The organism is Sphingomonas sp. CV7422 (assembly GCF_027945725.1).
GTDB classification, from domain to species: Bacteria; Pseudomonadota; Alphaproteobacteria; order Sphingomonadales; family Sphingomonadaceae; genus Sphingomonas; species Sphingomonas kyungheensis.
Map to the genome: position 1 here is coordinate 2175425 of NZ_CP115900.1, position 12473 is coordinate 2187897.

Here is a 12473-nt window from a genome sequence, read left to right on the forward strand (position 1 = left end):
GGTCGAAATCGACCTGAAACAGACGGATCAGGCGAGCGTGCTGACCGCCTTGGTCAGACGCGAGAACTTGCGGCTCGCGGTATTCTTGTGGAGCACGCCCTTGGCAACGCCACGCTGCAGCTCGGGCTGCACCGCCGCCAACGCCGTCGTCGCCGCAGTCTTGTCGCCCGAGGCGAGCGCCGCCTCCACCTTCTTGATGAAGGTGCGGATACGGCCGACGCGGTTTCCGTTGATTTCGGCGCGGCGATCGTTGCGACGGATGCGCTTCTTGGCTTGCGGCGTATTCGCCATTCGGTACGTCCTTGCGAGTATAGGGTCTGGTCAGAGCGGCGCCGGATCACCCTACGCCCTCTCGAAGGCAGCGCCCTTAGCGAAGGCGGTGTGCGAGGTCAACCTCGCTCCTTCCTTCGCCCTCCGAGCATCCCGGTCGTGCGGCGAAATGGCGACGCACCTCAATTCCGCTGGCACTTGGGGCAATAGAAGGTCGAACGGCCGCTATCGACGCGCCGCCGGACGGTGCCGCCGCAATGGCACGGCTCGCCCTCGCGACCATAGACGAGGAACTGTTTGGAGAAATAGCCGAGCTCGCCATCCGGCCGGGCATAGTCGCGCAGCGTCGATCCGCCCGCCTCGATCGCCGCGAGCAACACATCGCGCACCGCCACGGCGAGCTGGTCGAGTCGCGGCCGGGTGATCTGCCCGGCGGCGCGGGTCGGCGCGATGCGGGCGACGTGCAGCGCCTCGCAGACATAGATGTTGCCGAGCCCGGCGACGATCCGCTGGTCGAGCAGCATCGCCTTGATCGGTGCGGCGCGGCCGGCAAGCGCGGCGTCGAGATAGGCGCCGGTGAAATCCTCGCCGAGCGGCTCCGGCCCCATTGCCAGGAACGGCGGATAGAACGCCAGCGCCGACGTCTCGAGGAGATCGAGAAAGCCGAAGCGACGCGGATCGTTGAGCGCCAGGCTGCGTCCCTCCGCCGTCTCGATCAGCAGATGATCGTGCGCGAGCGGCTCGGCCGGATCGACGCGCCAGCGCCCCGACATGCCGAGGTGGAAGACCAGGGTGTCGCCGCGATCGGTGTCGATCAGGCCATATTTGGCGCGACGGCCGAGCGCAGTGACGGTGGCGCCGGTGAGCCGCTGGCGCAGGTCGGGCGGGATCGCCTTGCGCAGGTCGGCGCGGCGCGGTTCGACCAGCGTCAGCCGCTGGCCGGAGAGCACCGGGGTGAGACCGCGGACGGTGGTTTCGACTTCGGGGAGTTCAGGCACGTCAAACAGCTAGGTTGCGTTTGCCCCCGCCACAAGCGGCGGCTAGGGCAGAGCCATGACCGACACCGCCCCCCCCGGAACCGTCTCCTTCGGCTATGAGGACGTCGCCCCCGACGAAAAGACCGCGCGCGTCGGCGGCGTCTTCTCCAGCGTCGCCAAAAACTATGACCTGATGAACGATGCGATGTCCGGCGGCATGCATCGCCTGTGGAAAGACCGCTTCGTCCGGCGCGTGCAGCCGCAGCCGGGCCAGCAGATCCTCGACATGGCGGGCGGCACCGGCGACATCGCGTTCCGGCTTGCCGCATCGGGCGCCTCGGTGACGGTGGCGGACATCAATCCGGCAATGCTCGAGGTCGGCATGCAGCGCGCCGCCAAGCGCGGCATCGACGGGCTGGTGTGGACCGAGGCCAATGCCGAGACGCTGACCTTCCCCGACCGGTTCTTCGATGCCTATACGATCGCCTTCGGCATCCGGAACGTCACCGACATTCCCAAGGCGCTGCGCGAGGCGCATCGCGTGCTGCGCCGCGGCGGCCGTTTCTTCTGCCTCGAATTCTCGACGACGACCTGGCCGGGGTTCAAGGACGTCTACGACAGCTATTCGCACAAGCTCGTCCCCAAGCTCGGCCAGTTGCTCGCGCAGGATGCCGACAGCTACCGCTATCTGATCGAATCGATCCGCCGCTTCCCCGACATGCCGCGCTTCCAGGCGATGATCGGCGAGGCCGGTTTCGTCCGCACCAAGGCGGAGCCGATCCTCGGCGGGCTGGTCGCGATCCATTCGGGGTGGAAGATTTGACGATCGTAAGGCGCGTCCGATGACCGCGGCGGTCACCCACGTCTGGCGGCTGCTCAAATGGGGCCGTATCCTCGCCCGTCACGGCGCGCTGCGCGGCATCGAGCGCGATCCCAACACGCCCGCGCCGGTGCGCCGGCTCGCCCGCGTCGCCCGGTTCGGCGCGCGCGTGCCCAAGACCCCGCGCTATGCCGATGCGTTCCAGGCGATCGGGCCGGCCGCGATCAAGCTCGGCCAGACGCTCGCCACCCGCCCCGATCTGGTCGGCGAGGAGGCGACGCAGGATCTGCTGCGCCTGCAGGACCAGCTGCCGCCCGTGCCCTATGCGACCATCGCCGCGGCGATGGAGGCAAGCCTCGGCCGCCCGCCGTCCGATCTGTTCCGCCAGATCGAGGAGCAGCCGGTCGGCGCCGCCTCGATCGCGCAGGTGCATCGCGCGGTGACCACCGACGGCCGCACCGTCGCGGTCAAGGTGCTGCGCCCCGGCGTCGAGGCGGATTTCACTCGCGCGATCGCCACCTATGAATGGGCGGCGGCGCAGCTCGAAGGGATGAGCATCGAGGCGCGGCGGCTGCGGCCGCGGCTGACGGTCGAGAACTTCAAACGCTGGACCGCGCGCGAACTCAACTTCCGACGCGAGGCGGCATCGGCGTCCGAACTCGCCGAGTCGATGACCGCCGAACCCGATTTCGTCGTTCCCGCGATCGACTGGCAACGGTCGACCGCGCGCGTGCTGACGGTCGAGTGGATCGACGGCATCAAATTGTCCGATCGTGCCGCGCTGGTCGCGGCGGGCTATGACCTGCCCAAGCTCGCCAACACCCTGGTCCAGGCGTTCCTGCGCCAGGCGATCGCGGAGGGCTTCTTCCACGCCGACATGCATCAGGGCAATCTGTTCGCTCTGCCAGGCAACCGCATCGCCGCGATCGACTTCGGCATCATGGGGCGGATCGACCGGCGCGCGCGCGTCTGGCTCGCCGAGATCCTCTATGGCCTGATCACCGGCAATTACCGCCGCGTCGCCGAAATCCACTTCGAGGCCGGCTATGTCCCGAGCCACCACAATGTCGCGGAATTCGCCACCGCGCTGCGGGCGGTCGGCGAGCCGATGCGCGGCCTGCCGGTCAAGGACATGTCGATCGGGATGATGCTCGACGGGCTGTTCTCGATCACCCGCGATTTCGACATGGTGACGCAGCCGCATCTGCTGCTGCTGCAAAAGACGATGGTGATGGTCGAGGGCGTCGCGACGCGGCTCGATCCCGACATCAATCTGTGGGAGTCGGCCGCGCCGTTCGTACGCGAATGGATCCGCACCGAATTGGGGCCGGAGGCGGCGATTGCCGACCGGCTGATCGCCGACGTCAAGACGATCGCCGCTCTGCCCGAACTCATCCGCCGGATCGAGGCGCGCTACCCGGCGCCGGGCGGCGAGCCCCCCGCCCCGCCGCTGCGCGAGATCGAGGTGGTGCGGATCGGCGGTGGCTGGCGCTATGCCGCAGTTGCCGCCGCGACGGCGGTGGCGAGCGTCGGCGCGACCTGGCTGGTCGTCCACTGAGCCGATGATGCGGCGCGGTCCCGCCCCGTTATGGCTGGTGCAGCCGTCGCGGTTCGCCGGCCTGTCGCCGCGCAATGCCGCGGCGGCGCTGGCGGCTCTGGCGTTGCTGCTGCTCGCGACGTTGCTCGTCTTCGCTGCGCCGACGCCGCCCGCCGCGAGCGGCGATGCCGGGCGGCGCGACGACGATCAGGCCGATGTCGTGCTGTACGAGACGATCGTCGCCAACGTCCGCCATGGCGCCGGCTATTACGACACCGCGACCGAGGCGATGCGCGCCGGCAATTATCCGCTGCGGCCGTTCGTCACCGTGCGCCTGCCGACGCTGGCGATCGTCCAGGCCTCGGTTCCCCATGCGATCGTCGTGCTGCTGCTCTATCTGCTCGCCGCCGCGGTGATGCTCGCCTGGTGGCAGCGGCTTGCCCCCGTCTTTGCGCGACCGCCGCCGCGGGTGATCGCGATGGTGCTGCTCGCCGGCGGATTGATGGCGTTCGTCCAGCGCGAACTGCTCGCCTTTCACGAGATCTGGGCGGGGTTGCTGATCGCTTTGTCGCTCGGCGTGCACCGGCGCGGCCAGTGGCTGCCCGCGGTCGCCTTCGGCCTGTCGGCGGCGGTGATCCGTGAGACCGCGGGACTTTACCTGCTGCTGATGACGGTCGGCGCGCTTGTCGAGGGCGAGCGGCGCGAGGCGGCGGCCTGGGCGGTCGCCGCGGCGATCCTGACGCTGGCGCTGGCGGCGCATGCCCATGCGGTGGCGCAGGTGGTCGGGCCGCTCGATCCGGCGTCGCCGGGCTGGTCGGGGCATCTCGGGTTCGGCTTCTTCGTGCGGACGATGACCGTGTCGACCGCGCTGATGATCGCGCCCCTGTGGCTGGCCGCACCGCTGGTCGGACTCGCGTTGTTCGGCTGGGCGGCGTGGCGTGACCGGACGGGACTGCGCGTGCTCGCGGTGCTGCTCGGCTATGCCGTGGTGCTGAGCGTGTTCGGCCGCGTCGATACCTTCTATTGGGGCCTGCTGATCGCGCCGCTGCTGCTCGTCGGCCTCGTCTTCGCGCCCGACGGCCTGCGCGACCTGATCGAGGCGGCGGGCGACCGGCGGCGGATTACGGTGAAGAGGGTGGTGCGATGACGCGTATCCTGCTGATCGTCGGCGGCGGCATTGCCGCCTACAAGGCCTGCGAGCTGATCCGGCTGCTGCGCCGGCAGGGGCATCAGGTGCGCTGCGTGATGACCGAGGGCGCCAGCCACTTCGTCACGCCGATGACGCTCGCCGCGCTCAGCGAGGATAAGGTCTACACCAGCCTGTGGGACCTCAAGGACGAGGCCGAGATGGGGCATATCCAGCTCAGCCGGCAGGCCGATCTGATCGTCGTGGCGCCGGCGACCGCCGATCTGCTGGCGCGGATGGCGGGCGGCCTCGCCGACGATCTCGCCACCACCTTGCTGCTCGCCACCGACACGCCGGTGCTGGCGGCGCCGGCGATGAACGTGCGGATGTGGCAGCATCCCGCGACGCTGCGCAACGTCGCGCAGTTGCGCGCCGATGGCGTCACCATCCTCGAACCCGATGCCGGGGCGATGGCCTGCGGCGAGTTCGGCCCCGGCCGCCTGCCCGAACCCGCGGCGATCGCCGCGGCGGTGGCGGCGATGCTCGCCCCGCGCGAACGACCGCTCGCCGGGCGCCACGTGCTGGTCACCGCCGGGCCGACGCACGAGCCGATCGATCCGGTCCGCTATATCGCCAACCGCTCGTCGGGGCGGCAGGGCTTCGCCATCGCCGCAGCGCTCGCCGACCTGGGTGCCGCGGTGACGCTGGTCGCCGGTCCGGTGACGCTCGCCACGCCGCCGGGCGTACGCCGCATCGACGTCGTCACCGCCGCGGAGATGGCGGCGGCGGTGGCGGCGGCGCTGCCCGCCGATGCCGCGGTGATGGTCGCCGCGGTCGCCGACTGGCACGTCGCCGCCGCGCCGCAGAAGGTCAAGAAGGGCGATACCCCGCCGGCGCTGGTGCTCGCCGAAAACCCGGACATCCTCGCGACGCTCGCGCAAGGGCCACAGCGGCCGCGCCTCGTCGTCGGTTTCGCCGCGGAGACCGAACGCGTCGTCGAACAGGCGACGGCGAAGCGCATCCGCAAGCGGGCCGACTGGATCGTCGCCAACGACGTGTCCGGCGACGTATTCGGCGGCGAGGCCAATACGGTCCACCTCGTCACCGCCGATGGCGTCGAATCATGGGAGCGGCTGCCGAAGGCGGCGGTCGCACGCCGGCTCGCCGACCGGATCGCGGCGGCGCTGGTTCTTGATCCGTTCGACAAGGCGGAGTAGCTCAACCCGGATGAGTCCTGACATCGAGCTTCGCCTGCGCCGCCTGCCCCATGGCGAGGGACTCCCGCCGCCGGTCTATGCGACCGCAGGCGCGGCGGGGCTCGATATCGTCGCTGCCGAAACGCTGACGCTTGCCCCCGGCGCGCGCGCGGCGGTGGCGACCGGATTCGCGGTGGCGATCCCGGAAGGCTATGAGGTGCAGGTCCGACCGCGGTCCGGCCTCGCGCTCAAGCACGGCATCACCTGCCTCAACACGCCGGGCACGATCGACTGCGATTATCGCGGCGAGATCAAGGTGATCCTCGCCAATCTCGGCGCCGAGCCGGTCGATATCGCGCGCGGCGAGCGGATCGCCCAACTCGTCCCCGCCCCGGTTCAGCGCGCCACGCTGGTCTTGGTCGACGCACTCGACGATACCGCGCGCGGCAGCGGAGGATTTGGATCGACCGGCCGATGATTACAGCATGGCTTTTGGCGGCACAGCTTGCCGGCGTCTCGGCCCCGCCGATGCCGCCGCAGGACTGGAGCCAGCTCCGTCCCCTCCCCTACAGCCGCGATCCCGATGACGGCGGCACTCTGTCCAGCTTCGTCCGCGCCGAGGTCAAGGCCGGCCGCTGCAACGCGGCGACGCTGTCGGCGCAGGGCTATGTGCTCAAGGTCGATCTGGCGGTGCTGGTCGGGCCCGGCGGCACGCCGAAGCGGGTCGTGCCCCGCGCCATCGCCTGTCCTTCGGTTGAGCAATATGCCGCCGGGCTGGTGTCGAGCATGGCGCGCGGCAATGTCACCCCGGGCGATACCGATGCCGACAGCTGGTATCGCACCAGCCTGACCTTCACCTGGCCGGCGTGACGCTGTCCGACGCGGAGCTGACCCGCTACGCCCGTCATATCGTATTGAAGGAGGTCGGCGGCGCCGGGCAGCAGCGCTTCGCCGCCGCGCGGGTGCTGGTGATCGGTGCCGGTGGCATCGGTTCGCCGGCGATCCAGTATCTCGCCGCCGCCGGTATTGGACGTCTGACCATCGTCGACGACGATCACGTCGACCTCTCCAACCTCCAGCGCCAGACGATCTACACCAGCGACGACATCGGCGCCGGCAAGGCCGAGCGTGCGGCAGCGGCGGCGCGGCGGCTCAATCCGCATGTCGCGGCCGTCGCGGAGACGACGCGCGTCGCTGCGGACACGGTCGCGGCGCTGGTCGCGACGGCGGATGTCGTGCTCGACGGCTGCGACAATTTCACCACCCGGCTCCTCGTCGCCGATGCCGCTTATGCGGCACGGGTCCCGCTCGTCTCGGCGGCGATCGGCCAGTTCGATGGCCAGCTCGGCGTGTTCCGCGGCTGGGAAGTGGACAAGCCCTGCTATCGCTGCTTCGTCGGCGCCGATCCCGACCGGCCCGGCGTCAGTTGCGCCGAGGACGGCGTGCTCGGGCCGATGGCGGGGATGATCGGCAGCCTCGCCGCGCTCGAGGTGATGCGCGCGCTGCACCCGTTCGGTGACGACAGCGCTGGCCGGCTGCTGCTCGCCGACACGTTGGGCCTGCGCTTCCGCACGCTGACCCTGCCCAAGGACCCCGGCTGCCCGACCTGCGGCTTAGCCCGAAATTAAGCCCGGTCGGCTAGTCAGCGCCGATGACCCGTGCCCGCCCCAAGATCCTGACCGTGTTCGGCACCCGGCCCGAGGCGATCAAGCTGTTCCCGGTGATCCGCGCGCTCGATGCGACCGGTGAAGTCGAGACGGTGACCTGCGTCACCGCGCAGCATCGCGGCCTGCTCGACCAAGTGCTCGCCATCGCCGGCCTGACGCCCGACATCGACCTCGACCTGATGGAGCCGGGCCAGTCGCTCGACCGGCTGACCGCGCGGCTGCTCACCGGTCTCGGCGAGGTGATGGACGCGGTGAAGCCCGACCGCGTCGTCGTCCAGGGCGATACCGCCACCGCGATGGTCGGCGCGCTCGCCGCTTATTACCGCAAGATCCCGGTCGCGCATGTCGAGGCAGGGCTGCGCTCGGGCGACATCTACCAGCCGTGGCCGGAGGAGGTGAACCGCCGCATCGTCGCACCGATCGCCGACCTGCATTTCGCCCCGACCGATACCGCCGCGGCGGCGCTGGCACGCGAGACGGTCACCGCGGGGGTGCACGTCACCGGCAATACGGTGATCGATGCGCTGCACTGGACGCGCGAGCGAATCGCCGCCGACCCGACCCTCGCCGCCACGCTCGACCCGTTGGCGGAGCGGTTCGCCGGCAAGCGGATCATCCTCGTCACCACGCACCGGCGCGAGAATTTCGGCGACGGCATGGCGGCGATCGCACGGGCGATCGCCCGGATCGCGGCGCGTGACGATGTCGCCATCCTCTTCCCGATGCACCCCAATCCCAACGTCGGTGCGGTGATGGACCGCTGGCTCGGCACACCGGACAATGTCGCGCGTATCGCGCCGCTCGACTATCCGCATTTCATCCGCGCGCTCGGCTGGTGCGATCTCGCGCTGACCGATTCGGGCGGCGTGCAGGAGGAAGCCCCGGCGCTCGGCAAGCCGGTGCTGGTGATGCGCGACACCACCGAGCGGCCCGAAGGGGTCGCCGCCGGCACCGCACGGCTGATCGGTACCGATGAAGAACGCATCGTTTCCGAAGTCTTCACGCTTCTCGACGACACATCGGCCTATGCCGCGATGGCGCGCGCGCATAACCCGTTTGGCGACGGCCACGCCAGCACCCGGATCGCGAGGATCATCGCCGATGCTATCGGACACTGAATTGAACGTCGTCGTGCTCGGCCTCGGCTATATCGGCCTGCCGACCGCGGCGGTGATCGCCCGCACCGGCGCGAAGGTGCTCGGCGTCGACGTCACCGAGTCGGTCGTCGAAACGGTCAATTCGGGGCGCGTTCATATCGAGGAGGTCGATCTCGACGGGCTCGTCTCGGGCGTGGTCGCGCGCGGCGCGCTGCGCGCCTCGACGCAGATCGCGCCGGCGGACGTGTTCGTGATCGCGGTGCCGACGCCCTTCGCCGCGGATCACGCGCCCGACATCACCTATGTGCTGCAAGCCGCGACGACGATCGCCGCGGTGCTCAAGGCGGGGGATACGATCATTCTCGAATCGACCTCGCCGGTCGGCACCACCGAACGCGTCCGCGACCTGCTCGCGCAGCTTCGCCCCGATCTGCGCGTGCCGGGGCGTGCCGGCGAGGCCGCCGACGTCGCCATCGCTTATTGCCCGGAGCGCGTGCTGCCCGGCCGCATCCTCGTCGAGCTGATCGACAACGACCGCGTCATCGGCGGCATCACCCCGCGGTGCGCGCGCAAGGCGCTGACCTTCTATCGCCGCTTCGTCCGCGGCGCCTGCGTCACCACCACCGCGCGGGCGGCGGAGATGACCAAGCTCACCGAAAACGCCTTCCGCGACGTCAACATCGCCTTCGCCAACGAACTCAGCCTGGTCGCGGATACGATGGGCGTCGACGTCTGGGAGGTGATCCGCCTCGCCAACCGCCATCCGCGCGTCAACATCCTCCAGCCCGGTCCGGGCGTCGGCGGCCATTGCATCGCGGTCGATCCCTGGTTCCTCGTCCATGCCGCCCCCGACCATACGCCGCTGATCCGCACCGCCCGGCTGGTCAACGACGGCAAGACCGATCACGTCATCGCCCAGGCGAGCGCGATGATCGAGGCGCGCCCCGATGCGCCGGTCGCCTGCCTCGGCCTCGCCTTCAAGGCGAACATCGACGATTTCCGGGAGAGTCCGGCGCTCAAGGTCGCGCAGGCGCTGGCGCAGCGCTACGGCGAGCGGGTCCGGATCGTCGAACCCTATGCCAGCAGCCTGCCCGCGGCGTTCGACGGCACCGGTGCGACGCTGATCGACATCGACACCGCGATCGAGGCCTGCCCGATCATGATCGTGCTGGTCGATCATGACGTGTTCCGATCGGTGCCGGTCGAGGAGCGCAGCGACAAGCTGGTGCTCGACACCCGCGGCATCTGGCCCGACCAGCCCGCCGCGGCACGGCAGACGGAGTCGCTGCGGCTCGTCGGCTGAGCGTCACGTCGCGTTCAGACGGTTGCAGCCAGACTCGTGCCGTTCTACCTGCCTTGGCTCACGATCGACAGGATTCCATGCTCAAGAAGCTGCTCAAGGTAGGCCGCGCTCCCGTAGCGCCCACCACCGCCATTCCCGATGGCGAGCGCGTCTATGCGATCGGCGACGTGCACGGCTGCGCCGATCTGCTCGACGATCTGCTCGACCGGATCGACGCGGACGACCGCAGCCGCGCCCCGGCGCGGACGACGATGATCTTCCTCGGCGATCTGGTCGATCGCGGCCCCGCCTCGGCGCGTGTGCTGGAACGGCTGCGCACGCTCGCCGCCGAACGGCCGGACACGCACTTCCTGCTCGGCAATCACGAGGAGGTGTTCCTCGAAGCGTTGAAGGGCGAACCCAAGGCGCTGCGCATGTTCTGCCGGATCGGTGGGCGCGAGACGATCCTGAGCTACGGCATCGACGCCGCCGATTACGACCGGATGGATTATGAGGAGCTGCACGTCGCGATGCGCGCACGCATCCCGGCGGACCATCAGGCCTTTCTCGAACAGTTCGAGAATATGGTGACGATCGGCGACTATGCCTTCGTCCATGCCGGGGTGCGCCCCGGCACCGACCTCGCCTCGCAGCGCGGCGCCGACCTGCGCTGGATCCGCAATCCGTTCCTCGACCACGATCGCGCGCTCGAGAAGATGATCGTCCATGGCCATACGATCAGCGACGGCCTCGACGAACAGGTGCATCGCATCGGGGTCGATACCGGCGCCTATGATACCGGGGTGTTGAGCGCGCTGGGGCTGGAGGGCGCCGCGCGCTGGCTGGTGCAGGCGCGGCGCGACGGCTGACATATTGCTCTGTGGCGCGGCGGCAACACCGTCGCTCGAAACCGCGCCGCTGCGGCTTAACGATTGTTGGCGCTCCCATCATCTGTCATGCGCCGAACGGACGAGCTTATTCGGGAGATTTGACATGACCTTCGGCAAGACCATCCTCGCCCTCGCCGCCGCCACCATGGCGGTCGCCCCCGCCGCTGCGGCGTCGGCCAATCCGGCCGCCAGCCTGTCGGTCGCCAAGTCGGTGCGCACCGGTTCGGCGTCGGCGAAGAAGAACGAGCTTGCCGGCGGCGGCATCATCGTCGCGGTGATCGCGGCGGCTGCGGTGATCGCTGGCATCGTCGTGGTTGCGGACAGCAGCGACAATTCGGACAGCAACTAAGCTGATCGTCCGCTCCGGCGGAAAGGATGGCGGCCCCGACCGGGGCCGCTATTTTTTTGTCCGGCGCAGATCGACGCGAGCGGAAAAGACGCGGGCGGCGGACGATCCGCCGCCGGCGTGAGCGGATCGATCAGCGACCGCCGGGAGCGCCCTGCGGCATCGCGCCGGGAGGCATCGCACCGCGCGGCAGGCCACCGGGCATGCCGCCCTGCTGCGCCTGGGCCTGTGCCTGCATCTGGCGGACCACCGCCTCCGGCAGGAAGTCGATCAGCTCGATATCGAAGACCAAAGTCGAATTGGCCGGGATCGGCCCCTTGGCCTCCGCGCCATAGCCGAGCGACGGCTTGATCCAGACGCGATACTTCGACCCCTTGGGCATCAGCTTCAGCGCCTCGGAAAAGCCGGGGACGACGCCGGCGACCGGCATCGGCGTCGGCTGCTGCGACTTGTCGAAGGTGGTGCCGTTGAGCAGCTTGCCCTCATAGTTGATGAGCGCGACATCGCTGTCGGTCGGCTTGGCGGCACCGGGCGCGCCGGGCTGGATCACCTGATATTGCAAGCCGGAGGCGGTGGTCACCACGTCGCTGCGGCGCGCGTTCCGCGCGAGGAAATCGTCGCCCTGCCGGGCCAGCAGGAAGGCGGCGAGGATCGCGACCGCGATGCCTACCCAGAGGTAGATGAGATAGGTGCGCTTGACGGGGCGCAGCGGGACGGCGGTGACAGTCGACATCGTTGGGGCACCTGAGGGTTACGGTGCCGGGCCGGCCGTCACCGGTTGAGGTTCACGTCGCGCCCCGCGGCTGCGCCCGACCGGCGCGGCCACGGGGCGCGGGCAGTACTTAGCGCGCGCCGTCCTTCTCGACGCGCTTGCGCTCGAGCTTGCGCGAACGGCGGACCGCCGCGGCACGCTCGCGCGCGCGCTTTTCCGACGGCTTTTCGAAGTGACGACGCAGCTTCATCTCGCGATACACGCCCTCGCGCTGCAACTTCTTCTTGAGCACGCGAAGAGCCTGGTCGACGTTGTTGTCGCGGACGACGATCTGCATGGAACTGAAACACCTCGGTCAATAGCAATAGCGGCGGCAGACGATGGTCCGCGCCGTTCGAACGCCGCCCCTACCAGCGAGGGGGCAAAATGGCAACCCGCGCGACCGATCGCGGCCCCCGGCCGCTGCGATCCGGGGCGCCCCGTGTACAAATGGTATGCGGTTTCGGCTTGCGGCGGCGAAGTGGGCAGGTAATGGTAGCGATAACGAGCTGGG

Annotated in this window: 15 protein-coding genes; 11 read left to right on the forward strand and 4 right to left on the reverse strand. The window is 69.5% G+C overall.

The window, feature by feature from the left end:
* Positions 1 to 27: 27 nt before the first annotated feature.
* Both rpsT and mutM read right to left on the reverse strand, forming a co-directional pair.
* Positions 28 to 291, reverse strand: a complete 264-nt coding sequence (rpsT, locus tag PBN85_RS10595; RefSeq protein ID WP_037534840.1) for a 30S ribosomal protein S20 — start codon at positions 289 to 291, stop codon at positions 28 to 30.
* Positions 292 to 452: 161 nt separating this feature from the next.
* Positions 453 to 1268: a bifunctional DNA-formamidopyrimidine glycosylase/DNA-(apurinic or apyrimidinic site) lyase gene (mutM, locus tag PBN85_RS10600; protein WP_271298936.1), complete on the reverse strand. Its 816-nt coding sequence runs from the start codon at positions 1266 to 1268 to the stop codon at positions 453 to 455.
* Positions 1269 to 1323: 55 nt separating this feature from the next.
* Between mutM and PBN85_RS10605 the strand changes: the two genes are divergently transcribed.
* From PBN85_RS10605 to PBN85_RS10655, 11 genes are all read left to right on the forward strand, one after another.
* On the forward strand, positions 1324 to 2070 hold the full coding sequence (locus PBN85_RS10605; RefSeq protein ID WP_271298937.1) for a class I SAM-dependent methyltransferase: 747 nt from the start codon (positions 1324 to 1326) through the stop codon (positions 2068 to 2070).
* Positions 2071 to 2089: 19 nt separating this feature from the next.
* Positions 2090 to 3625 carry a 2-polyprenylphenol 6-hydroxylase gene (gene ubiB / locus PBN85_RS10610; protein WP_037534843.1) on the forward strand — a complete coding sequence of 512 codons (1536 nt, stop codon included), beginning with the start codon at positions 2090 to 2092 and terminating at the stop codon, positions 3623 to 3625.
* A 7-nt stretch (positions 3626 to 3632) separates the two neighbouring features.
* On the forward strand, positions 3633 to 4751 hold the full coding sequence (locus PBN85_RS10615; RefSeq protein ID WP_271298938.1) for a hypothetical protein: 1119 nt from the start codon (positions 3633 to 3635) through the stop codon (positions 4749 to 4751).
* The gene (gene coaBC, locus PBN85_RS10620; protein ID WP_271298939.1) at positions 4748 to 5947 is read left to right on the forward strand and encodes a bifunctional phosphopantothenoylcysteine decarboxylase/phosphopantothenate--cysteine ligase CoaBC; all 1200 of its coding nucleotides are present in this window, start codon (positions 4748 to 4750) and stop codon (positions 5945 to 5947) included. The genes PBN85_RS10615 and coaBC overlap by 4 nt, the downstream gene beginning before the upstream one ends.
* Before the next feature lie 10 nt (positions 5948 to 5957).
* Positions 5958 to 6404 carry a dUTP diphosphatase gene (dut, locus tag PBN85_RS10625; RefSeq protein WP_271298940.1) on the forward strand — a complete coding sequence of 149 codons (447 nt, stop codon included), beginning with the start codon at positions 5958 to 5960 and terminating at the stop codon, positions 6402 to 6404.
* Positions 6401 to 6796, forward strand: coding sequence for a hypothetical protein (locus tag PBN85_RS10630; RefSeq protein WP_037534847.1), 396 nt, complete (start codon positions 6401 to 6403; stop codon positions 6794 to 6796). The genes dut and PBN85_RS10630 overlap by 4 nt, the downstream gene beginning before the upstream one ends.
* Complete coding sequence (locus PBN85_RS10635; protein WP_037534848.1) at positions 6793 to 7554, forward strand: HesA/MoeB/ThiF family protein; 762 nt, start codon at positions 6793 to 6795, stop codon at positions 7552 to 7554. Before PBN85_RS10630 ends, PBN85_RS10635 begins: the two co-directional genes overlap by 4 nt.
* 23 nt (positions 7555 to 7577) lie before the next feature.
* Positions 7578 to 8711, forward strand: a complete 1134-nt coding sequence (wecB, locus tag PBN85_RS10640) for a non-hydrolyzing UDP-N-acetylglucosamine 2-epimerase (RefSeq protein WP_271298941.1) — start codon at positions 7578 to 7580, stop codon at positions 8709 to 8711.
* Positions 8695 to 9993 carry a UDP-N-acetyl-D-mannosamine dehydrogenase gene (gene wecC / locus PBN85_RS10645; RefSeq protein WP_271298942.1) on the forward strand — a complete coding sequence of 433 codons (1299 nt, stop codon included), beginning with the start codon at positions 8695 to 8697 and terminating at the stop codon, positions 9991 to 9993. Before wecB ends, wecC begins: the two co-directional genes overlap by 17 nt.
* Before the next feature lie 77 nt (positions 9994 to 10070).
* The gene (locus PBN85_RS10650; RefSeq protein WP_037534851.1) at positions 10071 to 10841 is read left to right on the forward strand and encodes a metallophosphoesterase; all 771 of its coding nucleotides are present in this window, start codon (positions 10071 to 10073) and stop codon (positions 10839 to 10841) included.
* Between the two features lie 124 nt (positions 10842 to 10965).
* Positions 10966 to 11211: a hypothetical protein gene (locus tag PBN85_RS10655; RefSeq protein ID WP_037534852.1), complete on the forward strand. Its 246-nt coding sequence runs from the start codon at positions 10966 to 10968 to the stop codon at positions 11209 to 11211.
* A 130-nt stretch (positions 11212 to 11341) separates the two neighbouring features.
* Here the strand turns inward: PBN85_RS10655 and PBN85_RS10660 are convergent, their stop codons facing one another.
* Together PBN85_RS10660 and rpsU are read right to left on the reverse strand one after the other, a co-directional pair.
* Positions 11342 to 11941: an FKBP-type peptidyl-prolyl cis-trans isomerase gene (locus PBN85_RS10660; RefSeq protein ID WP_037534853.1), complete on the reverse strand. Its 600-nt coding sequence runs from the start codon at positions 11939 to 11941 to the stop codon at positions 11342 to 11344.
* A 109-nt stretch (positions 11942 to 12050) separates the two neighbouring features.
* The gene (gene rpsU / locus PBN85_RS10665) at positions 12051 to 12257 is read right to left on the reverse strand and encodes a 30S ribosomal protein S21 (protein ID WP_271298943.1); all 207 of its coding nucleotides are present in this window, start codon (positions 12255 to 12257) and stop codon (positions 12051 to 12053) included.
* Between the last annotated feature and the right edge of the window lie 216 nt (positions 12258 to 12473).

Excerpts from the sequence above, each read along its gene's own strand:
- PBN85_RS10655 (WP_037534852.1), top strand. The coding sequence starts at position 10,966 with ATGACCTTCGGCAAGACCATCCTCGCCCTCGCCGCCGCCACCATGGCG.
- dut (WP_271298940.1), top strand. The coding sequence starts at position 5,958 with ATGAGTCCTGACATCGAGCTTCGCCTGCGCCGCCTGCCCCATGGCGAG.
- ubiB (WP_037534843.1), top strand. The coding sequence starts at position 2,090 with ATGACCGCGGCGGTCACCCACGTCTGGCGGCTGCTCAAATGGGGCCGT.
- PBN85_RS10660 (WP_037534853.1), bottom strand. The coding sequence starts at position 11,941 with ATGTCGACTGTCACCGCCGTCCCGCTGCGCCCCGTCAAGCGCACCTAT.
- PBN85_RS10650 (WP_037534851.1), top strand. The coding sequence starts at position 10,071 with ATGCTCAAGAAGCTGCTCAAGGTAGGCCGCGCTCCCGTAGCGCCCACC.
- coaBC (WP_271298939.1), top strand. The coding sequence starts at position 4,748 with ATGACGCGTATCCTGCTGATCGTCGGCGGCGGCATTGCCGCCTACAAG.
- PBN85_RS10615 (WP_271298938.1), top strand. The coding sequence starts at position 3,633 with ATGCGGCGCGGTCCCGCCCCGTTATGGCTGGTGCAGCCGTCGCGGTTC.
- rpsU (WP_271298943.1), bottom strand. The coding sequence starts at position 12,257 with ATGCAGATCGTCGTCCGCGACAACAACGTCGACCAGGCTCTTCGCGTG.
- rpsT (WP_037534840.1), bottom strand. The coding sequence starts at position 291 with ATGGCGAATACGCCGCAAGCCAAGAAGCGCATCCGTCGCAACGATCGC.
- PBN85_RS10605 (WP_271298937.1), top strand. The coding sequence starts at position 1,324 with ATGACCGACACCGCCCCCCCCGGAACCGTCTCCTTCGGCTATGAGGAC.
- PBN85_RS10630 (WP_037534847.1), top strand. The coding sequence starts at position 6,401 with ATGATTACAGCATGGCTTTTGGCGGCACAGCTTGCCGGCGTCTCGGCC.
- wecB (WP_271298941.1), top strand. The coding sequence starts at position 7,578 with ATGACCCGTGCCCGCCCCAAGATCCTGACCGTGTTCGGCACCCGGCCC.
- wecC (WP_271298942.1), top strand. The coding sequence starts at position 8,695 with ATGCTATCGGACACTGAATTGAACGTCGTCGTGCTCGGCCTCGGCTAT.